Source organism: Nocardioides sp. Root140, assembly GCF_001426745.1.
Lineage (GTDB): Bacteria > Actinomycetota > Actinomycetes > Propionibacteriales > Nocardioidaceae > Nocardioides.
Genome location: NZ_LMFI01000001.1, coordinates 569868 through 594622, shown reverse-complemented (window position 1 = coordinate 594622; position 24755 = coordinate 569868). Strand labels below are relative to the sequence as shown.

The window sequence follows — 24755 nt, the reverse complement described above, 5'->3', positions numbered from 1 at the left end:
AGGGAGAGACATGAATTTCTGCAAGAACTGCGGCGCGGGCCTCGGCCCGGGCCGCTTCTGCACGAATTGTGGCGCGCCTGTCGCCCCGTCACCGGCGGCCGGCGGACACGGCGACGAGTCCCCTGCAGAGAAGACGTCGGTGCGCCTGCCCGCCGTACAACCCGATGCCGCGACCGGCTCGCGCTTCCCGTTGTACTCGACGCCTCCGCCTCCTCCGCAGGCCCCGTCTCCCCCGCCGCTGTTCGCCGACGAGGTGCCGACGCGTTCGCCCGAGCAGAACGCCACCCGGATCCGCGACGACGAGACCCCAGCGGTGCAGCCCTTCGCCGACCGGGCGTACACCGACCAGACGTTCGCTCCTGACTGGCAACCGCCCGCCGAGCCTGCCGACGCGGGTGGCAGCCACCGCTCCGGGACCGACCGCCGCAAACGCTCACCGTTGGTCTGGATGGTGCCGCTGTTGCTGGCCATGGTGATCGCGGCCGGCATCGGTGTCTGGCTCGGCACCCGCGGCGACGACTCGACCGACACGAGCGGCAACGACGACTCGTCGCAGGCCGCCACTGACGGCGGTTCCCCCTCGGCTCCCGAGAGCACGGACCCCTCCCCGACGATTCCGCCGCCCGAGGACGCCGACGCGGTCGACCTCGGCGCCGGAGCGACCGCCTCCGGCCCCAAGCCGCGCCGTCCCGGCACCGACGTCAATGGCAAACGGGTCGCCTACCCCCTGACGAACATGTTCGACGGCTCGCCCACCACGGCGTACCGCATCGCCGGGGACGCCTCCGGCCGAACCGTCACCTTCTCGTTGCCCGAGGAGGCGACGATCAAGGAGGTCGGCATGATCAACGGCTACGCCAAGTTGGACCCCGGCGCCAACTGGTACGACCGCAACCGCAAGATCACCAAGGTGGAGTGGCTCTTCGACGACGGCACCACCGTCGAGCAGACGCTGCGCGACACCACGGACATGCAGGTGATGCGCATCGACGACGCCGTCACCGGCACGATCCGCATGCGCATCGTGTCCGTGAGCGGCCACAAGGGTCCGCCGCTGTGGGACGTCACGGCGATCAGCGAGGTCGTGCTGCGGGGCAGCACCGACTGACTCCTGCTCCTGGTTGTTTGAATCCCGCGGATCCGGGTATCGCGGACGCGACGACAGCGCCTGCGCGCGCCCGCACCCGGGGACCATTAGGGTGCTGTCACTGAACAGTTGTCGCGAGAGACACAACGATCGGAGTCATCACCATGAGCCAGTGCCCGCAATGCGGTACGGCGACGACGGTGGGCCAGCCCTTCTGCGGTGCGTGTGGGGCAACCCTCGCACCGGCCGCTGAGGCGCCCACCCCTGACGAGGGCCAGACCCAGATCAGGGGCCAGGAGCCGACCGCACAGTTCCCGGCTCAGCAGCCGCCGCCCCAGCAGCCCCAGCAGCAGCAGTGGAGCCAGCCTCAGCAGCCGCCCGCCCCTCAGGGCCAGCAGTACGGCGCCCCACAGCAGCCGCAGTACGGCGCACCCCAGGGCCAGCAGCAGTACGGCGCCCCACAGCAGCCGCAGTACGGCGCACCCCAGGGCCAGCAGTACGGCGCCCCGCAGCAGCCGCAGTACGGTGCTCCCCAGGGTCAGCAGCCCGGGCAGCAGTGGGGTCAGCCGCAGTACGGCGGCCCCCAGGGTGGCGGCAACGGTGTGAACTTCGACTTCAGCAAGCTGCTCGTCGGCAACTGGGCCGGCATGGCCATGGTGGCCGGTGCGGCCCTTGGCGTCGCGTTCGTGATCTCCCTGATCCTGGCGTTCACGACTGCCGACAAGCTCGATGTGGCCAGCGCCATTGGCGCCACCTTCCTGCTGACCGGTGCCACGTTCGGCGCCGACCTGATCCAGGACGACGGCGACGCCACCACGTCATTGGGCCAGTACCCCTTGCTCGCCACGCTCCTCGCCCTGGGTGCGGCGGTCTATCTCTTCCGCCGTTCGACGGCCAACTACACCAGCGTGAAGGAAGCCCTGATCGACGCCGTTCGTGCGGCGCTGATCCTTGCCGTCTTCAGCACGGTGCTGGCCATCGTGATGAAGATCTGGGAGCCCAAGCTCAAGGGCTACGAGAGCTCCGGCGGCGAGAGCGAGGACTTCGACTTCCTCGGCGCGCCCGTGGGCCTCGCGAACGGCAAGTTCACGTTGTCCATCGGCGGGTCGATCTTTCTGCCGCTGATCATCCTCGCGCTGGTCCTGGCCCTGACCTGCCTGGTCCGCCGCGACTGGTTGGGCGACAAGGTGCTGGCCAAGGTGCACGACTTCGTGGCCGCGCCGATCATCGGCTTCACCACCCTGATCCTGGCCACCATCCCGGCCGGGCTCCTCTACATGGTGGCGATCATCGCCGGCGAGAAGGATGCCCGCGGGTTCGCGCCCGCAATGGGCCTGCTCGGCAACCTGCCCGGCATCGGCCTGCACATGATCGGCCTCGGCTCACTGTCGAAGCTCGGCTTCCATTCCTCGTCCAGCGACGACGACATCGCCGACCAGCTCGAGGAAGCCATCGACGACGCCGGCGGCGCTCCCGCCTGGGTCGGCGACTTCGCCGGCGACCACGGCGCCATCTTCTGGGTCGCGCTTCTGGTCGGCATCCCGGCCCTCGCCGCCGCGGTGTGGATGGTCATCAAGCGCTCGACCGGAACCGCCAACCCGCTCTACAACGTGGGCGTCTACATCGGTTCGATGCTGATCGTCGTTCCGCTGCTCGTCCGCCTCTCGAACGTTCACGTGACCAGCGAGTTCGACAGCGAGAACTACACGATCGCCGGCGGGCTCTCCGGCGGCACCACCCTGTTGCTCTTCATGGTCTTCTCCCTGGTGGCGGCAGCCGTGATCCTCGTGGTGACGGGCAAGCTCGACGTCAACGCGCTGAAGGCGAAGGCGTCGAACTTCCAGAGCCAACCCGGTCAGCAGCCGGGCCAGCAGCAGTGGGGCACCCAGCCGCCTCCGCAGCAGTACGGCCAGCCCGGTCAGCAGCAGTGGAGCCAGCCGCAGCCTCCTCAGGGCCAGCCTCCTCAGGGCCAGCCTCCGCAGGGGCAGCCCCCTCAGCAGGACCAGTGGGGTCAGCAGCAGCCGCCGTACGGCCAGCAGCCGCCGCAGAACCCGCAGGGTGGCTGGCAGCCGCCCCAGCAGTAGGTCTGCATTGCACTCCGACAGCCGTCGGTCCGGATTCCGGATCGACGGCTGTCGTCGTTTCACGCTTGATCGCGCACAAGGATGCGATCTGCAGTCACCTGGTGCCTGTGAATCGCATTCTTGTCGATGTTCAGAGTCGTGTGAGCACGAGTGCTGCGCGCTCGGCGTCCTGGCGGCTCACGTCGAGATGGGTGACCAGGCGCACGGCCGTGGGCCCGACTGCCGAGATGCGTACACCGGACTCCCCCGCTGCGGCCACGAACGCCGCGGCGTCTTCACGGTCGACCACCACGATGTTGGTGTGCACGGTGGCCGGGTCGACGCCGAGCGCCTCGGCGAGCAACCTGGCGTTGTCGTGGTCCTCGGCCAGTCGCTCGACGTGGTGGTCCAGCGCGTGGATACCGGCCGCGGCCAGGATGCCGACCTGGCGCATGCCGCCTCCCATGCGCTTGCGCCACACCCGGCTCTCCTCGATCGCCGCGGCGTTGCCCACCACCAGCGACCCGACCGGCGCGCCCAGTCCCTTGGAGAGACAGACGGCCAGCACGTCGGCGACCTGCCCGTAGTCGCGCAGTGGGACACCGGTCGCGACGTGCGCGTTCCAGATCCGGGCGCCGTCGAGGTGGATGCGGACGTCGACCGAGTCGGCGTACGCCCGAAGCGCCTGCAGGTCCTCGATCGGCACGACCGTGCCGCCGGCGAAGTTGTGGGTGTTCTCGACGGCGATCGCGGCAGTGGGCACGAAGAACGGACCCATGTCGGGTGCGAAGAGCTCCTTGATCGCGGGCAGGTCGACGCCTCCGAGCGGGTGGCTCCAGGTGCGCATCGTGATGCCGGTGTACGCCGCGTGGGCACCGAGCTCGGCGCGGGCGATGTGGGCCCGTGCGTCGCACAGCACCTCCTGCCCGACACCGGCGACAGTGCGTACGGCGAGCACGTTGGCCATCGACCCGGTGGGGGTGAAGAGCGCCGCCTCATGACCGAAGAGGTCGGCGACCCGTTCCTCCAGCTCACGCACGGTGGGGTCCTCGCCGTACACGTCGTCGCCCACCTCGGCGTCGGCCATCGCCGCCCGCATCGCCGCCGTGGGGCGGGTCAGGGTGTCACTGCGCAGGTCGACGACGTCACTCATGCGGCCATCCTGCCGCAACGTCCTGCGTACCGGTCGCCAGGGCAACCCCGACGCAGGACGTCCCGAACAACGTCCTGCACACCGGTCGCCGGGGCAACCCCGACGCAGGACGTCCCGCCCCGGGTTCCCGAGCAGGCTCCCCGGCGGCCCGGCGAGCGGAAGTCAGGCCTTGCGCAGCATCTCGGCGACGAGGAAGGACAGCTCGAGCGACTGCACCCGGTTCAGGCGCGGGTCGCACACCGACTCGTAGCGGTTGCCGAGGTCGATCTCGGCAAGCTCCTCGCCACCGCCGACGCACTCGGTCACGTCGTCACCCGTGAGCTCGACGTGGACGCCGCCGGGCCAGGTGCCGAGGGAGCGGTGGACGTCGAAGAATCCCTGCACCTCCTCGATGACATCGTCGAAGGCGCGGGTCTTGTAGCCAGAGGACGCCTCGAAGGTGTTGCCGTGCATCGGGTCGCAGACCCAGGCCACGTTGACGCCGGCAGCGGTGACCTTCTCGACCAGGCTGGGCAGTCCGTCACGGATCTTGCCGGCGCCGAAGCGGGTGATGAACGTGAGTCGGCCGGCCTCGTTGGTGGGGTTGAGCTTGGCGGCCAGGGCCAGCGCGTCATCCGCGGTCGAGGTGGGCCCGAGCTTGACGCCGATCGGGTTCTGGATGCGGCTCAGCAGCTCGACGTGGGCGCCGTCGAGCTGGCGGGTGCGCTCGCCGATCCACACGAAGTGACTCGACACGTCGTAGGGCAGCTCGGTGCGCGAGTCGATACGGGTCATCGCGTGTTCGTACTCCAGCACCAACGCTTCGTGGCTGGAGTGGAAGTCGACCCGGTGGAACTCGTCGGGGTCGGCGCCGATCGCCTTCATGAACGTCAGCGCGCGCTCGATCTCGCCGGCCATCAGCTCGTAGCGCTGGGCGTGGGGCGACTCGCGGACGAAGTCGTTGTTCCAGGTGTGCACCTGCCGCAGGTCGGCGTACCCACCGTTGACGAAGGCACGGATCAGGTTCAGCGTGGCGGCCGAGGCGTTGTAGACGTCGACGAGCCGCTGCGGGTCCGGCGTACGGGCCTCGGGGGTGAAGTCGAAGCCGTTCACCGCGTCGCCGCGGTACGCCGGCAAGGTCACGTCACCGCGGGTCTCCGTGTCCGAGGAGCGCGGCTTGGCGTACTGACCGGCGAGGCGACCGAGCTTCACCACGGGCACTGAGCCCGCGTAGGTGAGCACCACCGCCATCTGCAGGAGCACCCGCAGCTTGTTCTTCACGTTGTCGGCCGTGACCCCGGCGAACGTCTCCGCGCAGTCACCGCCCTGGAGCAGGAACGCCTCGCCCCGGCTGACCGCGGCCAGCTTGGTCTTCAACTCGTCGCACTCGCCGGCGAAGACCAACGGCGGGAAGTGACGCAGCCGCGCGACAGCGGCGTCGACCGCTTCGGAGTCGGGGTACGTCGGCTGCTGGGCGGCACCCTGGGCGTGCAGGGCGGCGAGGTCGGGAATCACGGTTCAAGACTACGACGTGGGTGACCCTCGACCGCATCCGCTCCGGACTACTCCCCCGTGAACTCGACTTCCTTGCCCCTGCGGGTGACGGCCCACGTGAGTGCCCAGAGCACGACACCGAGCCCGATCAGGATCGCGGCGATCTGGTACTGGTCCATCTGCTTCTCGGTGCGCGCCCACGGCCCGACGAGATAGGCACACGTGATCGCACCGATGTAGGGCATCACCGTCGGAGTGCGGAAATGGGGGCGATCGACCACGTCCTTGCGCAGCACGATCAGCGCGATGTTGACCACGGTGAAGACCGCGAGCAACAGGAGGGCGGTCGTGCCGCCCAGCAGCGACACGGTGTTCGCCCCGGCCTCACTGCCGCTCTCGATCACCACGTAGGTGATCAGGCCGAGCGCGATCAAGGTGGTGAAGAGGATCGAGACGTACGGCGTGCGGCGGACCTTGTGCACGCGTCCGAGCGGCTTGGGCAGGACGCCCTGGTTGGCCATGCCGTAGAGCAGTCGGCTGGCCATCAGCATGTTGATCAGTGCCGAGTTGGCGACCGCGAACATGCCGATGAACGGGAAGATCCGGTCGAACGGGACGTCGGGCGCGCCCGCGGCGACGACCTGGGTGAGGGCGCTGCCCTTGTCTGCGTTGGTCAGGTCGCCGACGGGGACCAGTGCCACCGCGGTGATCGCGACCAGCACGTAGATCAGCCCGGTGATGCCGAGCCCGGTGAGCATCATCTTCGGGAAGTCACGCTCCGGGTTCTTGCACTCCTCGGCCATGTTCACCGAGTCCTCGAAGCCGACCATCGCGAAGAACGCCAACGCGGTGCCGGTCGAGATGGTGATGAACATCGACTTGTCCTCGGGTGACTCGAACACGACGGTACGTGAGAAGTCGGCATCACCCTGCGTGACGGCGTACAACCCGACGAAGATGATCAGCAGCAGGCCGGAGACCTCGACCATCGTGAGCACCACATTGGTCATCACGCTCTCGCTGACCCCGCGGAAGTTGACCGCGGCGATCAGGACCATGAAGCCGAGGGCGATCAGCAGGATCGGCGTGCTGCCGGCTTCGTAGCCGAGCTCGAACCCGTCGCTGAGGAACCCTGCGAACGCGTTGGCCGCGGTGGATGCCGACGTGATGCCGGAGCACATCACCGTGAAGGCCACGATGAAGGTGATGAAGTGGATGCCGAACGCCTTGTGCGTGTAGAGCGCGGCTCCGGCAGCCTGGGGGTACTTCGTGACCAGCTCGAGGTAGGAGAAGGCGGTGATCGTGGCGACGATGAAGGCGGCCAGGAACGGCGCCCAGGCGGCGCCACCGACCTGGCCGGCGACGTCGCCGGTCAGCGCGTAGACACCGGTGCCGAGGATGTCTCCGACGATGAAGAGCAGCAGGAGCCTGGGTCCGATCGCCCGGTGGAGCTCCGTGGCCTCGTCACCGGGTGAGACCTCGGACATTTCGTCGGGCGTCGTACTCATGAAGACCTCCACTGGCGGGTTCACGACTCCGGACGAGCCGCGGTCGGCAAGGCGACCTCGATCTGACCCTGTTCACTCTGGCCCGACGGTGCAACTTTGGCAACAACCCTCGCCCTTCCCGGGGTACGTCGTTCCGCCGCCCGGTCGCACGCAGAACGGCGCCGCCCTCCCGTCAGGGATGGACGGCGCCGTTGCTGTGCAGGGTCAGCGGACCTCGCAGTCGGTCGGACTGTCGCAGGGCCGGATCGGGTGGTCCTCGATGACCTTGCCTGCGGCGTCGTAGGTGACCACCTTGGCCAGGGTGCCGGTGATGTCGGCCCAGAACATCGTCTCTCCCGGGACCAGCGCATCGGACGAGACCTGTGCATCGGTGCGGGTGCCGTCGGTCGCGACGTACTCGACCCGCGCCACGTCGGTGCCGTCCGCGCCACCGACCCACAGCGTCGTCGGGCTGCCGGTGGAGTAGTTGTCGGAGCTGAACATCTCCAGCTGCGAGCCGGGCTTCAGGAAGTCGTCCGTGCCCATGCCCCACATGTAGTAGCGGTGGGCGCCGTCGTCGGCGATCAGGGCGGGGTCGCAGGGACCGTCGACCGGCTTGTCGGCGTTCCAGTCCCAGGCCCGCATGCAGGCGAGCTCGACGCTGCCGCCGTCGACCAGGATGCCCATCTCGGTGGATCCGACCGGGTAGCTTCCGTCCTCGCCGGCGAGCTCGCCCTGCTCGATCTCCTCGACGCCCCGATAGAGCCAGTCGGGGAACGAGTCAGCGGCGTACCTGGTCACACCCGTGTAGTAGTGGCTGCCCATCGTGATCGGGTCGCCCACGAAGCGCTCCGGTCCGAGCGCCTGTTCCTCGCCCGGGCCAGGTGCCGTGCCGGGACCCGGCACCACGACCTGGCTCGGGGAGACCTGCACCGCGCCGGGGATCTCGTCCAGCGCGCGCTGGGCGATCGGGCGCAGCTGGTCGGCCTGTGCATCGTTGGCGACCTGGTCGTCGGCAGGCCGGTCCTGGTCGGCGCCGGGCATGCCGTTCACCGCGGCGGCGGTGAGTACGGCGACCGCGAGTGCGCCCCCGAGCCCGACGGCAAGGCGGCGCCCGGTGCGACGTCGTCGCCCCAGTGCGTGGATGGTGTCGAGGTCGGGGCGGCCGAGCAGTTCACTCCGCGGCGTCGCCAGTCCCTGTTCCAGGTGTTCGATCTCGTTGGTCATCGGTTTCTCCCCGTGGTGATGGTGTCCGTCGTTGCTTCCGTGGCGGTCGCACGGAGCTTGGCCAGGGCACGCGACAACGTGCTCTTGACCGTGCCGGGTGCGATGCCGAGCTCGGCAGCCGCAGCCGCCTCGGACAGGTCGAAGTAGTGCCGGAGCAGGAGCACCCGACGTTCCTTCTCGGTGAGGGTCGCCAGCAACCGCACCAGCTCGTCGCGGTCGCCGAGCGGGTCACCGGTCTCGGGCTCCGGTCGGTCACCGAGATGCTCGTCGCCGACCTCGTGCACCCGCCGCCGTCGCAGGCGGTCGATGTTGAGGTTCACCAGCACCCTGCGGGTGTAGGCCATCGCGTCCTCGTGGCGCACCTTGCGCCATGAGGAGTAGGTGCGCACCAGAGCAGTCTGTGCAAGGTCCTCGGCGAGGTGGTGGTCACTGGTCAGCAGGTACGCCGCCCAGCGCAGTCGCGGCCACGCCGCCACCGCGAACTCGTCGAACTCATGGTCCTGGTCAGACCCGCGCATCCGGTCCCCCTTCTTCCCTGTCGTCACCCCTGATTACGGATCCGGAGGCTGTGGGGTTCTGTGCGGGGCCAGGAAAGATCGGCTCAGCCGAAGAAGACCTGCGCCTCGGCGTACTCCTCGGGGCTGACCAGCTTGAGCTCGCCGGTCGCCTCGGCCAACGGGATGCGCACGATCCTGGTGCCACGCAGCGCCATCATCGTGCCGAAGTCACCCTCCGCCACGGCGTCTGCGGCCTGCAGGCCCAGCCTGGTGGCCAACCAGCGGTCGAAGGCGGTCGGTGTGCCACCGCGTTGGATGTGGCCCAGCACCACGGAACGCGCCTCCTTGCCGGTGCGCTCCTCGATCTGGCGGGCCAGTCGGTCGCCGATGCCACCGAGACGCACGTGCCCGAACGCATCGAGGTCGGCCTCCTGCAGCGACGCATCGCCCTCACGTGGCGTGGCTCCCTCGGAGACCACGATGATCGGTGCGTACTCGCTCTCGAACCGGCGCTCCACCAACCGGCAGACCTCGGCGATGTCGTAGGGCTGCTCGGGGATCAGCACGATGCTGGCGCCACCGGCCAACCCGGAGTGCAGCGCGATCCAGCCGGCATGACGTCCCATCACCTCGACCACCAGCACGCGGTGGTGTGACTCCGCGGTGGTGTGCAGCCGGTCGATGGCCTCGGTGGCGATGTTGACCGCGGTGTCGAAGCCGAACGTGAAGTCGGTGCCGGAGAGGTCGTTGTCGATCGTCTTGGGCACGCCGACCACGTCGACGCCCAAGCCGGCCAACTGCGTGGCCACGCCGAGGGTGTCCTCTCCGCCGATCGCCACCAGGGCGTCGATCCCGTCACGGGCGAGGTTCTCACGGATCCGTTCGACACCGCCCTCGATCGCGAACGGGTTCGTCCGCGAGGAGCCCAGGATCGTGCCGCCGCGCGGCAGGATCCCGCGGCACTGCTCGATGCCGAGCGGCATCGTGTGTCCCTCGAGCGGGCCCTTCCATCCGTCGCGGTAGCCGACGAAGTCGAACCCGTGAACCGTGATGCCCTTGCGCACGACGGCCCGGATCACCGCGTTCAGGCCTGGACAGTCGCCACCACCGGTGAGCACTCCGACTCGCATGTCCCCCACCCTTGCATCGTTCGGTCAGATCAACCAGAGCAACCAGCCGATCGCGAACCCCGCGGCGATCCCGGCCACGAGCGCCACTACCAGCATCAGGTAGCCACCGACCACCGTGCGGTCCGTGGGCAGTCGATCGGTGCGCCAGCGCGGGTCCCGGGCCGACGTCTCCACCTGTGCGTTCGTCACCCGCATGTCGAGTACGCCGACCTCGCGCAGGTCGGGGTGCAGTGCCACGAGTGCGGAGGTGCCCTTCGACAGCGAGACCGGGCTCAGCGTGGCCACGCGTCGCGGCGGACCGTCCGGTGGGAGCACGGTGAACGCGACGCTGTACGCCGCAGCGCCTCGCCCTTCCTCGGCACCGAGGGCCAGCGGGGGGTTCTTCTTCCAACGGCGTTCGCGCACGACACGCGCCGGGGCGATCGGTGCGGTGGTCGTACCGGAGATGATCTCGCGACTCCCGCGCTCGACCTCGGCGTGGAGTCGACGGGCGGCACGACCCGGCACCCACGCCACGAACACGCCCCACCCGACCATCCACAGGAGGCTGACGCCGGCGATGACCACCAACCGGTTCACGTCGGGGTCCGAGGAGTCCATGCCCGCAATGGCGCCCCACAGCATGCCGAGCGGCACCAGCTGTCCGAAGATGGTGGCGCGGGTGAAGGTCGACAGGTCGTTCAACATGCCGGCATTCTCTCCCGACCGCGACGTCCCAACCCTCGACGCGGCTAGGGTCTGGTCCATGACCTTCTCGATCGTGGCCCGGTCCGACGACGGCGAGTCGTGGGGAGTCGCCGTGGCGTCGAAGTTCCTCGCCGTGGGCAACGCCGTACCGGCGGCCGTCGCGGGCATCGGAGCCATCGCCACCCAGGCCAACGCCAACGTCTCCTACAAGGGCCTGGCCCTGGCCCATCTCGACGAGGGCGCCACCGCCTCGGTCGCCCTCCAGCGACTGCTCGAGGAGGACCCCGACCGCGACCACCGCCAGGTCGGCATCGTCGACGTCGACGGCGGCGCGGCCTCCCACACCGGACCGGCCTGCTTCGACTGGGCCGGCGGGCTGACCGGCGAGGGCTACGCGATCCAGGGCAACATCCTCACCGGGCCCGAGGTGGTCGAGGCGATCGAGGCTGCCTGGCTGGCGGGCACAGACCGGCCCTTCGCGGACCGGCTGCTCGCCGCCCTGCGCGCCGGGGACGAGGCCGGCGGCGACCGCCGCGGCCGGCAGTCGGCGGCCCTGCTCGTCGTGCGCGAGGAGGCCGGGTACGGCGGCCACGACGACGTCGCGGTCGACCTTCGCGTGGACGACCACACCGCTCCGGTCACCGAGCTGGCCCGCCTGCTCGAGCTGAACGACCTCTTCCTCACCGCGACCAGCGAGGAGGACAAGGTGGAGGTCACGCCCGAGCTCGATGCCGAGATCACTGCACTGGTGCGGGCTCTGGGCCACGACGACCTTCTCGAGTGGGCCGGCACCGAGAACTACGAGATGCGCGTGGCGCCCAGTGGGTCGTGGATAGACCAGCGGGTGCTGGCCATCCTGCGTGCCACCGAGGACCCCGCATGAACACCCCATCCGAATGCTCACTGCGTTCCGCTTCGAACGGGGACCCCGCATGAGCATCCTCGCCATCGATGCGGGCACCACCGGTGTCACCGCACTCGTGGTCACGCCCGAGGGCACCATCGCCTCCCGCGGCTACCAGGAGTTCGGTCAGCACTTCCCCCGTCCCGGTTGGGTGGAGCACGTGCCCGAGGAGATCTGGCAGGCCACCCTCGAGGCCACACGCACGGCGATCGCGGGCTACGACGGAGAGCTCAGCGGCATCGGCATCACCAACCAGCGCGAGACGATCATGCTGTGGGACCGCGAGACCCTCGGCTCTCCGCGGCGCGCGATCGTCTGGCAGGACCGGCGTACGGCCGACATCTGCACGCGGTTGCGCGACGCCGGCCACGAGGAGCGGGTCACCGAGCTGACCGGGCTGCGCCTCGACCCCTACTTCTCCGGCACCAAGTTGATGTGGCTCGCCGAGAACGAGCCGAACACCTGGGCCCTGGTCACCTCGGGGCGCTACGCGATCGGCACCGTCGACTCCTACCTGATCGCCCGCATGACGCGCGGCACCTGGCACGTCACCGACGTCTCGAACGCGTCACGCACCCTGCTCTTCGACCTGACCACCGGCGACTGGTCAGACGAGCTGTGCCAGCTGTTCGGAGTGCCCCGTGAGGCGCTGCCCGACCTCGTGCCCAACTGGGGCGAAGTCGCGGTGACCGATCCCAAGACGTTCTGCGGGCTCTCGCTGCCGATCGCCGGCATCGCCGGGGACCAGCAGTCGGCCCTGTTCGGCCAGACCTGCTTCGATCCCGGCGACTCGAAGTGCACCTACGGCACCGGTTCGTTCATCCTCACCAACACCGGCACCGAGCTGGTCCGCAGCGACGCGGGGCTCTTGACCACGGCGGCCTGGCGCGCGCCGTCCGGGGAGCTCACCTACGCCCTCGAGGGGGCGATCTTCGTGACCGGCGCGGCCGTGCAGTGGTTGCGCGACGGACTCCAGATCGTCGGCACGGCCGCGGAGACCGCGGCCATCGCGGCGAGCGTGCCCGACTCCGAGGGTGTCGTGTTCGTGCCGGCTCTGACCGGGCTCGGGGCACCTCACTGGGACCCACTGGCCCGCGGCCTCATCATCGGCCTGACCCGCGGCACCACGCGCGGCCACATCGTGCGGGCCACCCTCGAGGCGATCGCCTTCGAGGTGCGCGACGTGCTCGAGACCATGCCGTCGCTGGCCTCACTCAAGGTCGACGGCGGCGCCTCGGCCAACGACCTTCTCTGCCAGGTGCAGGCCGACCAGATCGGCCTACCGGTCGAGCGCCCGAAGATCGTCGACACCACTGCCCTGGGGGCGGCCTTCCTGGCCGGGCTCGGCACCGGCGTCTGGGAGAGCACCGACGACCTGCGCGAGACCTGGCTGCTCGACCGCAGCTTCTCCCCCACCGACGGCGTACGCGAGAAGGCAGACGCCGCCCACGCGAAGTGGATCGACGCGGTCAACCGGTCGAGGAACTGGGCCGACGCCTGACAGTGGTCGAGGAGCGAGTGTCTCGAACCCGCCTCAGCGTTCGAGACGTTCGACCTTCGCGGCCGCACGCTGCCGGGCCAGGTCGGCCTCGCGTACGTCGTCGCGCGCCGACTCCACCACCTGCTGCGCATCGCCCAGCTGGTCGTCGATCTGGTCCTGCTCCTCCTCGTGCTCGGCGAGCCGGCGACGAAGCTCGTCGATCTCGGCCTGCATCTGGAGGCTGCGCGCCTCGAGCTCGGCCACCTCGTCGGCGGCCGCGGTCAGTGCCTCGTTCGCGGCGTCTGCCTCACGCTCGGCCTCGGCGAGCTGCTGCCGTGCCGAGTCCAGCCGCTTCGCCTGCTCGTCCGGGTCGGGCACGATGTGCAGCTCCGGCGGGTGCGACGCCGGAGCCTCGATCTGGCTCGGCGCGAAACCGGCGGCGTCGGGCACGGCGACGTACGCCGCCGCGTCGACGGCCTCGATGCCCGTGGAGGTCATGGCGTTGACCAGCAGCCCCGTGCGCACCGCAGCGCCGGCGGCCTCGTCGACCATGGCCGCAGTGAGCGTGGCCTCCACCTGGTCGGCCACCGAACCGGTGACCTTCTGGCCGTGCTCGACGGCCAATGCCCTTGCCTGCTGGGTGATCGCGGAGGTCAGCTGGCGGCGCTGCCGCGTGAGCGCGCGCAGCTCACTCGCGTCGAGCGAGGCCTGCGCCTCGCGCAGGGCGGCCCCCACCACCAGCACCTGGTCGACCTGGTCGGGGTCGCGGCGAACCAGCAGGTTGACCACCCACGCCGACGTGGACGGCTTCTTCAGTGCCTTGACCAGGTCGGCGAGCGGACGGTCGGTGGCGCGCAGCTCCTTGGCCAGCGCGTCGCGCGCGGGAGTGAACTCGGGAAGCGGCAATCCGTAGAGGGTGTCGGCTGCCTCGAGGAGCGTGGTCACGCCTTGATCCTAGTGATGCCGGACGGGCGGACCATTCGGGCATCACTCACGCCGTGCCCCGCAACCCTGCGGTGAGCATGTCGGTGGCGATGTCGATCAGCTCCTCGCGTGAGCTGCCGGTGGGCCTCTGCAGCGCAATGCGCAGGCAGGACGCCTGGGTGACACCCATCGTCACGAACACCAGGGCCTCCAGGCGCTCCGGAGACACCCCGGGAAGGTGGCGCATCGGGATGACCCGCGCCAGATTCACCAACCCGGCCTCGATCTCGGGCATCACGTTGGACTGCGTTCCCGAGGGAACTGCGTCCACCATCGCCAGGATCACCGGCGCGTGTCGCTCGAACGCGTCGGTCAACGTGGCAACCACCTCACGCACGGCCTCGCGGAGGTCCTGGTCGAGCGCACGGGCGACGCCGGCCATCAGGTCTGCGGCGATCTCGGTGACGGCCTCCTGGCGCAGCACCTCGAGGATTCCGGCCTTGTCGTCGAAGTAGCGGTAGAACGTTCCGCTGCTGACGTGGGCGCGCTCGACGATGGCCGAGGTGGTCAGGCGTTCGGAGCCGACCTCCTCCAGAAGTTGAACAGTCGCGTCGAGGAGGTCTCTTCGCATCCGGACGGCCCGCTGCTGCGTGGGCCTGATTCGCTGTCGTTGAGCCATGACGGAGCCCTTTCGCGGCCTGCCGGAGCGCGCCGAAAAAAGTGAATAGAACGTGAGACTTTCCCACTTTTATGCTGTTGAGCATGGCAGCCACACCCGTCGACGGAAAGACCCCGTCCAGCCTGCGCAACCGCGACGAGGCGTTGCGCCGGTTCGGTGACCGCGCCACGACGTACTTCGACGGCATGTGGCAGGGCGACCCCTTGGCCGATGCGTTCGTCGCCGACTTCGCGACCATCGGCCACGGCCGCGGCATGCGCATGCTCCGGCAGGCCTGCCGCGACGGTGTCGATGCGGTCGAGGACGCACCCGACTCGCTGCGGGCATTGTTCGCGCAGCTGGACGCCCGCCCGGGCTGGGTCGACCTGGCGAAGATCAACCGCGACTCACGCCACCTGGCCCGCTACACCCGGCAGGCCGGCATCGTGCTCGGCGCCGCGTCGCTGGTCAGTGGCTACGCCAACTCCGCCGCATCGCGTCCACTCGAGCTCACCGGTCGGTACGTCGAGAACGCGGGCATGCGCACCATCGAGGTCGGCTCGTGGCTCCTGGCGATCAACGCCGACCACGGCCTCGAGCGCGACCAGCCGGGCTTCGAGCTGACCGTGCGGGTCCGCATCATCCACGCGTTGGTGCGCCGCCAGCTGCTCGCCTCGCCCGACTGGGACACGGCTGCGTGGGGCGTGCCGATCTGCCAGGCCTATCTGGCCTACACGTTGATCGAGTTCTGCCTGATCCCGTTGCGCGGCATGCGCGCCATCGGTGCGGCGTACCTTCCCCGCGAGGTCGACGCCTACTACGACACGTGGCGCTACGTCGGTCACCTGCTCGGCATCGACGCGTCGCTGCTGCCCACCGACGCGGCCGAGCAGGGGGTGCTCGAGGACCTCTATCTGCTGACCCGGCCACCGGTCGACGACTACTGCGTCCGGCTCGTGGCCGCGATCAACGAGGACTTCCTCGTGCCCGAGATCGAGGAGCTCCTGCCACGCCGGCTGTACGACGTCGCACCGCCGGTCGTGCACGGCCTCGAGCGCATCTTCCTCGGCAACGACATCGCCACGGAGCTCGGCGTGCCGGCGACGAGACTCACCCCGTTGATCCGGCTGGTCGGCGCGCTGTTCCTCATGATCAATCTGGTCATCGACAAGATCCCCGGCACCCTGCCGATGCGCACCCGCATGGGTGAGCGCTATCGCGACAAGCAGGAGGTCCGGCTGCGTTCCCGCTACGGCGTCCGGCACGACCTCGTCGACGACTCCCCCGCCACCGGCCGACCTCATCCTGCCCGCACTCCCTGAGGTCGCTGGTCGAGCTTCAACGTGGAACATCCCGGTCATGGGGTGACTGTGATGTTCCACCTTGACGCCCGAGCTCATACTCCAGCTCCGTCGGATGCGGCGGCCACACCGACTCCTGCTGTTGCCCGGTCGGCGTCCAGCCGAGGTGTTCGTAGAGCCTCCGGGCGCGCCGGTTGGCGGAGAGGACCCAGAGGTGGATCCCGAGCCCACCGGCCGCCATCGCCCGCACGGCACCCTCCCGCCCCAGACCCTCGCCCCAGGAGTCGGGGTGCACGAAGAGGTGCCGCAACGAGCTGTCGTCGTACGCCGTGACGGCGCGCAGCCGACCGGGGCCGTCGACCACCTCGACCCGGACGGTCGGGTCGTCGAGCACGATGGCCCACCGCGCCATCACGTCGTCCTCGGGGAACGGGCCGGGGAAGACGTGGCCGAGGGCGGCCAGGTTGGCGTCGCGCTCCAGCTCCATCAGCGCCAGCACCTCGTCAGGAGCCGCACGGCGCCAAGTGGACGCCTGGGTCATTCCTCGTCGAGACCCTGCTCGATGGCGTAGCGGGTCAACTCGACCCGGTTGTGCAGCTGGAGCTTGCGGAGGGTGTTCTGCACGTGGTTCTGCACGGTGCGGTGCGAGAGCACGAGCCGCTCGGCGATCTGCTTGTAGGACATTCCCTTGGCCACCAGCCGGAGCACCTCGGTCTCGCGGTCGGTGAGCTTCGGGGTGCCGTCGTCAGTGGGTGCGTCGAGGAGCCGGCGGTACTCCCCCAGCACCAGGCCGGCGAGTCCCGGTGTGAAGACGGTGTCGCCCAGGGCCACCCGGCGTACGGCGTCGAGCAGCTCCTCGCGCGAGGCCGACTTCACCAGGTAGCCGGTGGCGCCTGCCTTGACGGCATCGAGCACGTCGCTCTGCTCGCCGGACGCGGAGAGGATCAGCACCCGCGTGGACGGGTCCTGGCGCACCACCTCGGCGGTCACCTCGACGCCGTTGGGCGCGGGGATCTGCAGGTCGAGCACGAGCACCTGCGGGCGGGCTGCCGGGAAGCGGGCCAATGCCTCGGACCCGTTGGCGGCGACCGCGACCACGTTCAGCCCTGCTGCTGCCAGGTCGCGTTCGACGGCATCACGCCACATCGGGTGGTCGTCGACCACCATCACCCGGATCGGCTCGTCCCCGCTCATCCGCATCCTCCTCGTGTCGCTCGAACCCTAGTGTGCGTGCTGGTAGCGGCCGCGGCGGTGCACGAGTGGCTCGCCGTCGTCACCGATCACGGCGTGCTCGACGGTGGCCGTCACCAGGTTCGACCAACCGACCTCGGTGACCGACTCGACGTGAACGCCGACCCACGTGGTGACCGTCGACAGCACCGGCCCCCACTCGGTGTCCGTCCAGGTGACGCCCTCGTCGAGCTGCGTGAACTGGCCGCCGGGTGCGGGGACGGTCCCGGCGAAGATGTCGGCCAGGGTGTGGTGCCGGTAGTGCAGCAGCGACACCGCCGCCGTGCCTGAGTCCGCCAGCAGGTCCATCAGGTCGGAGTCCGGGTCGATCAGGCCCAGGACCCGTCCGGGCTGGCCCGCGGCGACCATCAACGACGAGACGGTCAGGCCGGCGCGTTCCGACGGGGAGCCGCTGGTCCACAGCGTCACCTGCCCGCCGAGACGACCGCGGAGTCGACGGATCGGGTCACGCTCCCCGGGTGGTTCCAGGAACGGGTGCTCACGGTGGATGGTCACGACGAAGAGCCTAGGGGTAGTCGCGGGATCGTGAACTCCCACTCGGTGCCGGTCCCCGGCGTGGAGAAGAGCTCGGCCGTGCCGCCCAGGTCACGGATCCGGCCCCGGATCGACTCGGAGACCCCGAGCCTGCCGTCGGCGTCCGCCGCCTCGAGCCGACCCTCGGGGATGCCCGGCCCCTCGTCGCGCACGCTGACCACGATGCGGTCGCCGAGGTCCTCGAGCAGCACCCAGGCCCGGGCGTCCTCGCCGACGTGGACCGCGACGTTGTCGAGGCAGGCGCCCACGGCGGCGGTGATCTCCGCGACCTCCGGCTGGGGCAGGTCGACGGCCACGCCGGGCGTGACCACGCTGACCACCGGTGGCTTGCGGTTGCCCAGGCGTTCGAGCACGCCGCCGAGATCGGCGACCGCCGACTCCGGGGTCTGCAACGTGTCCTGCTGGCGGATCAGTGACCGCAGCGCCTGCTCCTGCTCCCCCGCCAACCGGCCGAGCTCGGCACCCTCACCGCCGAGCTCGGGGGCCTTGCGCTGGGTCAACGCCAGGACCTGCAGCACCCCGTCGTGCACGGCGCGAGCCAGGCGGGCGCGTTCCTCGGCGATCGCCGCGGCGCGCTCGGCACGGTCACGCTCGGCGGCCATCCGCTGGAGGGAACCGCACATGTAGCCCACGATCGGGCCGGCGATCATCAGCAGGAACACGTGCCCGTAGTTGGTCTGGGTGATGTTCGGCCGGATCAGCAGGTCGGTCGCGGACAGCACCGTCGCGGCGACCAGCGCGCCGGCCCACCGCCAGTGGATCGCCCATGCCATCAGGGCTCCGGCGATCCAGAATCCGGGGACGGTCGCGTTGAAGCCGTCGCCCTTGACCAGGGGTGTGGACACCAGCGCACCGAACGCGATCGCGAGGTCGGCCACCAGCAACGCGGGGACCCGCCGACGCTGGTCGTCGTACGCCCAGATCGCGACAGCCGTCCAGAGCACCATCACCGCAACCACGGTGAGCCCGAGGCCGCGATGGGTGAAGTTGTCGAAGCGGAAGACGGTCAGCCCGACCGTGTTGGCGATGAGGACGACGCGCAGCACGGCCAGTGCCCGGAACATGCGGTTCTCGACCGCGAGGGCAGCGTCGCGCGGTCCGGCGTCGCGTCCGGACGGCAGGGCCCCCGCGTGGCTCAGGACGCCTGCTTCGACGCGCCGGTGCCCTTGTCGCCAGTGCCCTTGTCGCCCGCGTCCTTCGCGGCGGCGGCTTCCTTCTCGAGTCGCTTGGACTCTTCCTTCGCGCGCGTGGCGTACATGTCGACGTACTCCTGGCCGGAGAGGTTCATGATCTCGTACATGATCTCGTCGGTGATCGAGCGCAGGATGTAGCGGTCGTTCTCGAGGCCCTCGTAGCGCGAGAAGTCCAGCGGCTTGCCGAAGCGCACGATCGGGCGGGTCACCTTGCCGAACTTCTTGCCGGGCGGAGCCACGACGTCGGTGCCGACGACCGCCACCGGGATCACCGGCACACCGGTCTCGAGGGCCAGCCGGGCGACGCCCGTCTTGCCGCGGTAGAGCTTGCCGTCGTGGGAGCGGGTTCCCTCGGGGTAGATGCCGAAGAGCTCTCCGCGGCCGAGGACGGCCTTGGCCGAGAGCAGGGCACCCTCGGCGGCGTTGGCGCCCGAGCGGTCGATCGGGATCTGGCCGGAACCGCGGAAGAAGTGCTTCTGGAAGAAGCCCTTGAGGCCGGGGCTGGTGAAGTACTCCGCCTTGGCCACGAACGAGACCCGGCGCGGCAGCGTCAAGGGCATGAAGAGCCAGTCGGCGTACGACAGGTGGTTGCTGGCGAGGATGCCCGGTCCCGTCTCGGGGACGTTCTCGAGGCCCTCGGCCTGCGGCCGGAAGATGACCCGGAGCAACGGCCCGATGGCGATGAACTTCAGGAACCAGTAGAACACCCGGCTGTCCCTCCTCGTCGACGTCCTCGCGGCCACCACGTGATCAGCGGCCACGTCGAAGAGTAGCCCCCTTTTGATTTGTCCGGGGAGCCACCCGTCGGCCCCGGAATGGGGCACAATCCCGGTGTGCCCACCGATGACCGCGTCGCTCCCCTGTCCACGTCCGCCCGCCCCGAGGCCACCAGCACTCCGGACCTGCGGGTCGGCGTCCTCCTCAGCCACGGGTTCACCGGCTCCCCCGCGTCGATGCGTCCCTGGGGGCAGTTCCTGGCCGACCACGGGTACGCCGTCGAGGTGCCTCGCCTTCCCGGCCACGGCACCACGTGGCAGGACATGAACCTCACCACCTGGGACGACTGGTACGCCGAGGTCTCCAAGTCCTTCGACAAGCTGGTCCGCGAGAACGACGTGGTCGTCGTCGGCGGACTCTCGATGGGCGGCGCGCTGGTCCTTCGCCTTGCGGCGGACCGGCCCGACGACGTGGCCGGCGTCCTGCTCGTGAACGCGGCGGTGGCCTCCACCAACAAGCAGCTGGTCGCGGTGCCCGTCGTACGCCGGTTCGTGAGGTCGATGCCCGGCATCGGCAACGACATCAAGAAGCCGGGCGGTGACGAAGTCGGCTACGACCGCACTCCGCTCAACGCGCTGCACTCGATGGTGCGGGCCTGGAAGCCGCTGCGTGCAGACCTGTCGCGGGTCACCGCACCGATCCGCTTCTTCCGCTCGGCGGAGGACCACGTCGTGGACCCGTCGTCGGTCCAGGTGGTCCGCTCGGGCGTGTCCTCGACCAGCTTCGAGGAGCGCCTCCTGCCCGACAGCTATCACGTGGCCACCCTCGACAACGATGCCCGGACGATCTTCGAGGAGTCCCTGGAGTTCATCCGCGGCGTCAGCGCCACCGAGGGTGCGGACTCGGTCTGAGCACCTTCTCCAGGTGCCTCGTAGGCTGGGCAGCGTGGAACGGGACGAGGACGCTCTCTGGAGGGAGATCGTCGACAACTACGACACGGCTCCGGACGACGGCGAGCTGCCCGAGGCCGAGCGCCGCCTCCAGACCGAGGACGTCGCCGAGGCGCCCGAGTCCGGCCCGCCCTCCGACACGGTGGAGCCCGAGCCCCAGCTCTTTGCCGTTCCCCTCCCCGTGCCCGAGCCCGAGGAACCTCTGGAGCTGCGCTCCTGGAACGACGAGGGCCGCTACGTCCCGCCCCCGCCGGAGCGCATCCCCCTGCCCGAGCCACCCCGGTTGCTGGGCTGGCTCGGCGTCTTCCTGGCCCCGGTGATCGCGTTGGTCGCCCTCGTGCTCGGCCACCCGTTCCGCGGGCTGCTCGCCCTGCTGCTTGTGGGCTGGTTCGTCGGCGGCTTCCTCTACCTCGTGCACACCATGCCCGACGACCCCCGCGACCCGTGGGACGACGGCTCCCGCGTCTAGCGACCCGTCGCCAGTTCTTGCCGACCCGTCGCCAGTTCTTCGCACGCACGCCAACTCACGACAGGTCGATCCGAACCAGCGACAGGTCAGCGGTGGCGGGCAAGGTCGGCGGCACCGACGAGCCCGGCCTCGGGGCCGAGCTGCGCGGCCACCAGCGGCGGAATGCGTCGGTGACCCGCACCCACCAGTGAGCGCAGCAGCGCGGTGCGGGCCGGTTCGAGGAGCCGGTCGCCCGCCGCGGAGAGTCCCCCGCCGATCACGAGTCGCGCGGGGTCGAAGGCGGCCACCAGGTTGGCCAACCCGACACCGAGCCAGTCCCCGACATGACCGAAGGCCTCGTGGGCGAGGAGGTCACCTTCCTCGGCGGCCTGCGTGACCATCGGGCCGTTCATCGCGGCCGGGTTCCCGCCGCACAGGTCCTCGAGGATCGAGGGGCCGCTGCCCAGCCGCTCCCGGGCGAACCGGACCAGCGCGTTGCCGCTGGAGTACTGCTCCCAGCAGCCTCGCCCGCCGCACTCGCAGTCGGCACCGTCGGGCACCACCTGCATGTGCCCGAACTCGCCGGCCATGCCGTTCCAGCCACGATGCAGCCGGCGACCGAGGACAACCCCACCGCCGATGCCCGTGCCCATCGTCACCACGATCGCGTCGTCGACGTCGCGGGCAGCGCCGTACGTCGCCTCGGCGTGGGCGGCCGCGGTGGCGTCGTTCTCGAGGGCGACCGGCACCTGCCAGCGCTCCTCGAGCATCGCCCGGACCGGTGCGTCGACCCAGGGCAGGTGCGGGGCGAACATCACGCGCTCGCCGGTCGCGTCCACGAACCCGGCGGCGGCCAGGCCGACGCCCAACACCTCGTCGTCGCCGGAGACGTCGTGCAGCGCACGGGTCAGGGCCGCCTCGACCTGGTCGGCCTCGACGCGACGCCCCGGGGTGGCGCGCCGCGACGTGCGCACCACGCGACCCTCGGCGTCCACCACGCCGGCGAGCACCTTCGTGCCCCCGATGTCGATGCCGACCCAGACGCCGCTCATCGGGTCAGCGTCGAGCCAGGTCGGCGGCGCCGATCAGGCCGGCCGTGTTGCCCAGGGTGGCCAGCCGCAGCTCGGCGACCGGGCGGTGACCGCTGCCGGTCAGCTGCGCTTCGTACGTCGTGCGCATCGGCTCGAGCACGAGGTCGCCGGCCTCGGCCACTCCTCCGCCGAGCACGATCACGCCGGGGTCGATGACTGCCGCGAGCTGCGCGGCACCCTCACCCAGCCAGCCGCCGAGCTCGGCAAGGCGGGCGATCGCGAATGCGTCGCCGGCCTTGGCGGCCTCGGTGATCATCGGGCCCTCGATGGCCTCCACGTCGCCGCCGGCCAGCTCGAGTACGGCGGACGCGGCCCGCGCGTCCTTCGTGGCGGCCGCCCGGGCCTGGGTCTCCAGGGACGTGCCCGAGCCGTACTGCTCCAGGCAGCCTCGCTGGCCGCAACCGCACTGGCGGCCCTCACGTTCGATGCGGATGTGGCCGATCTCGCCGGCGATGCCGAAACCGCCACGGTAGAGCTGGCCGTCGACCACGATCCCGCCGCCGACACCGGTGCCGACCGCGACCATCAGCAGGTCGTCGGCGTCGACCGCGGCACCGTAGGTGAACTCACCCCATGCGGCGGAGTTGCCGTCGTTCTCGACGACCACGGTGAGCCCGCACGACTCCTCGAGGCGCCCCTTCAGGTCCTCGTCACGCCAGGCCAGGTTCGGGGCGAAGTAGACCGTCGCCCGGGCCGCGTCGATGAAACCGGCCGCCGAGATGCCCACACCCACGACATCGCGATCGGCGCGCAGGGTGGACACCATCTCGGCGATGGACTCGACGATCGCCGCCGCGTCCTGGGCCGGTGACTCGACCTTGGCCTGCTCGAGCACCTGACCCGACTCGTCGACCAGGCCGCCTGCGATCTTCGTTCCACCCACGTCCACACCGATGGTCAGGCTCATGTGTTCAGTCCTCCGGCCAGTCCGCGTCGAGGTCGATGTGTTCGACTCCGTCGTCACGCTTCTTCGCGTCGTCGGGCACCGCACTGGCCATCAACGCTGCCGCGGCGTGCATCAACGACGCGCCCGCGACGGCCAGGTGGTTCTTCACCTCAGGGCTCAGCTCGCGCACCACGTGGACCGCCCGGCAGATCGGGCAGTAGGTGCACTCGGCAGCGCCGGTGGCGAGGTGCTCGTTCACATCATGGGCGGCATGGGCCGCGGCGCCCGCGAGGTCGCCGACGCCGGCGCCGAGGTCGGCGCCGTGGGTGCGGGCCCAACCGGACAGGGCACCGAACAGCTTGGCCGCCTCGTCGGCGACCGAACCGACGTCGTCCGGTCCGGGTGTGCTCCCTGGGCGGGTGTCGTCCCCGTCGGTCACGTTGTTCTCTCCTCGAATCGGACGTGCAGTGCGCCCTCGCTGACCTTGGCGCCGCTGACCTGGTGCCGGGCCAACCCGGCGGGCAGCGAGAGAAGACGACGATACGACCCCACGGTCACCACGAGTTCGTCGCCATGCCGCGCGAGATCGACGTCGGCCTTCTCGACGTTGGGCAGTGCCAGCTCGAGGACGGCGCCGGTCTCGGTGCGGGTGACCTTCATCGGCCCGTTGCCGGTGGGTGGTGCCAGCGGGTCCGTGCCGGCGTACACCTCGTCGGCCAGGCCGCGCAGGGCCTCGACGCCGACCGGCTCGCCGGTGCGGTAGACCGACCGCCAGATCGGCAGTCCAGGGAACGACTGGTCGACCTCGGTGAGCACCTTGGCCTGGGCCTCCACCCAGCCGGCCCGCCACGCGTCGCCCTCACCGACGGGGAAGACCCGGTTCGCGACGACGCCGTCGACGCGGTAGCCGAACAGGGACAGCGTCGTGAAGGAGCGGCGGGCCTCGGCGAGCACCACGGTCTCGGGCGTCATCACCAGCCGCACGCTCGAGTCGGGGCCGGAGAGCAGTTCGCGCACCTCGTCGAGCTCGGCGTGCAGCCGCTCGACGGCGTCGAAGACGGAGTCGCCGGGCATGGGTACGCCGGCCGCGCGGGTCAGCACCGGCTTGAGCGCCTTGACCACCTTGCGCTCGAACGGGAAGACCCGCTGCATGTACCACCCGAGCGCCTCCGGCAGGGCGAGCAGTCGCAGGGTCTCCGCGGTCGGCGCACAGTCGACGACGATGACGTCCCACGTGCCCGAGAGGGCGTGCAGGCGCAGCTCGAGGAGGGCCAGCACCTCCTCGGCGCCGGGGATGACGGTGAGCTCCTCGGCCGCGACCGGGTCGACACCGACCACGTCGAGCACCGAGAGCAGGTAGCCCTGGATGTCGGCCCACGACTGCTCGAACCGTCGCTGGGCGTCGACCTGCTGCACGAAGAGGTTCTCGGCCACCTCGGTCGGCTCGGCGCCGACGGGCATGCCGAAGGCATCGGCCAGCGAGTGCGCCGCGTCGGTTGACAGCACGAGGGTGCGCAGGCCACGGGCGGCAGCGAGTGCCGACGTACCGGCTGCGACGGTGGACTTGCCGACGCCGCCCTTGCCGGTGAAGAGGAGGATGCGCACGGTCAGGCG

25 protein-coding genes are annotated in these 24755 nt (G+C 70.1%); 7 read left to right on the top strand and 18 right to left on the bottom strand.

Going from position 1 to position 24755, the window contains the following annotated elements; all coding sequences use genetic code 11:
• The first annotated feature begins 10 nt into the window (after window positions 1–10).
• A complete protein-coding gene (locus ASD30_RS02915; RefSeq protein ID WP_156388621.1) occupies window positions 11–1108 on the top strand; it encodes a zinc ribbon domain-containing protein in 1098 nt (365 codons plus the stop codon).
• Between the two features lie 143 nt (window positions 1109–1251).
• Window positions 1252–3171: a hypothetical protein gene (locus ASD30_RS27025; RefSeq protein WP_200951063.1), complete on the top strand. Its 1920-nt coding sequence runs from the start codon at window positions 1252–1254 to the stop codon at window positions 3169–3171.
• A gap of 130 nt (window positions 3172–3301) precedes the next feature.
• Here ASD30_RS27025 and ASD30_RS02905 read toward each other — a convergent pair whose 3' ends face one another.
• The 7 genes from ASD30_RS02905 to ASD30_RS02875 form a co-directional block, all read right to left on the bottom strand.
• Window positions 3302–4303, bottom strand: coding sequence for a threonine aldolase family protein (locus ASD30_RS02905; RefSeq protein WP_056676676.1), 1002 nt, complete (start codon window positions 4301–4303; stop codon window positions 3302–3304).
• A gap of 162 nt (window positions 4304–4465) precedes the next feature.
• Window positions 4466–5797 carry a class II 3-deoxy-7-phosphoheptulonate synthase gene (locus tag ASD30_RS02900; RefSeq protein WP_056676673.1) on the bottom strand — a complete coding sequence of 444 codons (1332 nt, stop codon included), beginning with the start codon at window positions 5795–5797 and terminating at the stop codon, window positions 4466–4468.
• A 47-nt stretch (window positions 5798–5844) separates the two neighbouring features.
• Window positions 5845–7284 (bottom strand): APC family permease, encoded by a 1440-nt coding sequence (locus ASD30_RS02895; protein WP_082563640.1) that lies wholly within the window; start codon window positions 7282–7284, stop codon window positions 5845–5847.
• Window positions 7285–7488: 204 nt separating this feature from the next.
• Window positions 7489–8490 (bottom strand): hypothetical protein, encoded by a 1002-nt coding sequence (locus ASD30_RS02890; protein WP_056676666.1) that lies wholly within the window; start codon window positions 8488–8490, stop codon window positions 7489–7491.
• A complete protein-coding gene (locus tag ASD30_RS02885) occupies window positions 8487–9008 on the bottom strand; it encodes a SigE family RNA polymerase sigma factor (protein WP_056676663.1) in 522 nt (173 codons plus the stop codon). The genes ASD30_RS02890 and ASD30_RS02885 overlap by 4 nt, the downstream gene beginning before the upstream one ends.
• An 83-nt stretch (window positions 9009–9091) precedes the next feature.
• Window positions 9092–10117 (bottom strand): 6-phosphofructokinase, encoded by a 1026-nt coding sequence (locus tag ASD30_RS02880; RefSeq protein WP_056676659.1) that lies wholly within the window; start codon window positions 10115–10117, stop codon window positions 9092–9094.
• Window positions 10118–10141: 24 nt separating this feature from the next.
• The gene (locus ASD30_RS02875; RefSeq protein WP_056676656.1) at window positions 10142–10804 is read right to left on the bottom strand and encodes a hypothetical protein; all 663 of its coding nucleotides are present in this window, start codon (window positions 10802–10804) and stop codon (window positions 10142–10144) included.
• A gap of 58 nt (window positions 10805–10862) precedes the next feature.
• Here ASD30_RS02875 and ASD30_RS02870 point away from each other — a divergent pair, with 58 nt between their 5' ends.
• On the top strand, window positions 10863–11687 hold the full coding sequence (locus ASD30_RS02870) for a DUF1028 domain-containing protein (RefSeq protein ID WP_056676653.1): 825 nt from the start codon (window positions 10863–10865) through the stop codon (window positions 11685–11687).
• Window positions 11688–11736: 49 nt separating this feature from the next.
• Window positions 11737–13209 carry an FGGY family carbohydrate kinase gene (locus ASD30_RS02865; RefSeq protein WP_056679174.1) on the top strand — a complete coding sequence of 491 codons (1473 nt, stop codon included), beginning with the start codon at window positions 11737–11739 and terminating at the stop codon, window positions 13207–13209.
• A gap of 33 nt (window positions 13210–13242) precedes the next feature.
• Here ASD30_RS02865 and ASD30_RS02860 read toward each other — a convergent pair whose 3' ends face one another.
• Together ASD30_RS02860 and ASD30_RS02855 are read right to left on the bottom strand one after the other, a co-directional pair.
• Window positions 13243–14133, bottom strand: a complete 891-nt coding sequence (locus ASD30_RS02860; RefSeq protein ID WP_056676650.1) for a hypothetical protein — start codon at window positions 14131–14133, stop codon at window positions 13243–13245.
• A 46-nt stretch (window positions 14134–14179) separates the two neighbouring features.
• Complete coding sequence (locus tag ASD30_RS02855) at window positions 14180–14743, bottom strand: TetR/AcrR family transcriptional regulator (protein ID WP_056676648.1); 564 nt, start codon at window positions 14741–14743, stop codon at window positions 14180–14182.
• A gap of 131 nt (window positions 14744–14874) precedes the next feature.
• Between ASD30_RS02855 and ASD30_RS02850 the strand changes: the two genes are divergently transcribed.
• Window positions 14875–16092 (top strand): oxygenase MpaB family protein, encoded by a 1218-nt coding sequence (locus ASD30_RS02850; RefSeq protein ID WP_162250908.1) that lies wholly within the window; start codon window positions 14875–14877, stop codon window positions 16090–16092.
• A 16-nt stretch (window positions 16093–16108) separates the two neighbouring features.
• Here ASD30_RS02850 and ASD30_RS02845 read toward each other — a convergent pair whose 3' ends face one another.
• From ASD30_RS02845 to ASD30_RS02825, 5 genes are read right to left on the bottom strand one after another with little or no spacing between them, the layout of a single operon-like run.
• Entirely contained in the window at window positions 16109–16612 is a 504-nt protein-coding gene (locus ASD30_RS02845; protein ID WP_056676642.1) for a GNAT family N-acetyltransferase, read from the bottom strand.
• A complete protein-coding gene (locus ASD30_RS02840) occupies window positions 16609–17271 on the bottom strand; it encodes a response regulator (protein ID WP_200949977.1) in 663 nt (220 codons plus the stop codon). Before ASD30_RS02840 ends, ASD30_RS02845 begins: the two co-directional genes overlap by 4 nt.
• Window positions 17272–17292: 21 nt before the next feature.
• On the bottom strand, window positions 17293–17817 hold the full coding sequence (locus ASD30_RS02835; protein WP_056676638.1) for a flavin reductase family protein: 525 nt from the start codon (window positions 17815–17817) through the stop codon (window positions 17293–17295).
• The gene (macS, locus tag ASD30_RS02830) at window positions 17814–18977 is read right to left on the bottom strand and encodes a MacS family sensor histidine kinase (RefSeq protein WP_268788285.1); all 1164 of its coding nucleotides are present in this window, start codon (window positions 18975–18977) and stop codon (window positions 17814–17816) included. The genes ASD30_RS02835 and macS overlap by 4 nt, the downstream gene beginning before the upstream one ends.
• 14 nt (window positions 18978–18991) lie before the next feature.
• Window positions 18992–19756 carry a lysophospholipid acyltransferase family protein gene (locus ASD30_RS02825; protein WP_056676631.1) on the bottom strand — a complete coding sequence of 255 codons (765 nt, stop codon included), beginning with the start codon at window positions 19754–19756 and terminating at the stop codon, window positions 18992–18994.
• Window positions 19757–19882: 126 nt separating this feature from the next.
• On the opposite strand from ASD30_RS02825, the gene ASD30_RS02820 reads away from it, so the two are divergent.
• Both ASD30_RS02820 and ASD30_RS02815 read left to right on the top strand, forming a co-directional pair.
• Complete coding sequence (locus ASD30_RS02820; RefSeq protein WP_235532484.1) at window positions 19883–20677, top strand: alpha/beta hydrolase; 795 nt, start codon at window positions 19883–19885, stop codon at window positions 20675–20677.
• 34 nt (window positions 20678–20711) lie between these two features.
• Complete coding sequence (locus tag ASD30_RS02815) at window positions 20712–21185, top strand: hypothetical protein (RefSeq protein WP_056676627.1); 474 nt, start codon at window positions 20712–20714, stop codon at window positions 21183–21185.
• An 86-nt stretch (window positions 21186–21271) separates the two neighbouring features.
• On the opposite strand, the gene ASD30_RS02810 is transcribed toward ASD30_RS02815, so the two are convergent.
• Genes ASD30_RS02810 through ASD30_RS02795 form a run of 4 tightly spaced genes read right to left on the bottom strand, consistent with a single transcriptional unit; the run spans window position 21272 to window position 24746 of the window.
• Window positions 21272–22216, bottom strand: coding sequence for an ROK family protein (locus tag ASD30_RS02810; protein ID WP_056676624.1), 945 nt, complete (start codon window positions 22214–22216; stop codon window positions 21272–21274).
• A 4-nt stretch (window positions 22217–22220) separates the two neighbouring features.
• Complete coding sequence (locus ASD30_RS02805; protein ID WP_056676621.1) at window positions 22221–23162, bottom strand: ROK family glucokinase; 942 nt, start codon at window positions 23160–23162, stop codon at window positions 22221–22223.
• Window positions 23163–23166: 4 nt separating this feature from the next.
• Window positions 23167–23580 (bottom strand): hypothetical protein, encoded by a 414-nt coding sequence (locus tag ASD30_RS02800; RefSeq protein ID WP_056676619.1) that lies wholly within the window; start codon window positions 23578–23580, stop codon window positions 23167–23169.
• Entirely contained in the window at window positions 23577–24746 is a 1170-nt protein-coding gene (locus ASD30_RS02795; protein WP_056676616.1) for an ArsA family ATPase, read from the bottom strand. Before ASD30_RS02795 ends, ASD30_RS02800 begins: the two co-directional genes overlap by 4 nt.
• Window positions 24747–24755 lie beyond the last annotated feature (9 nt).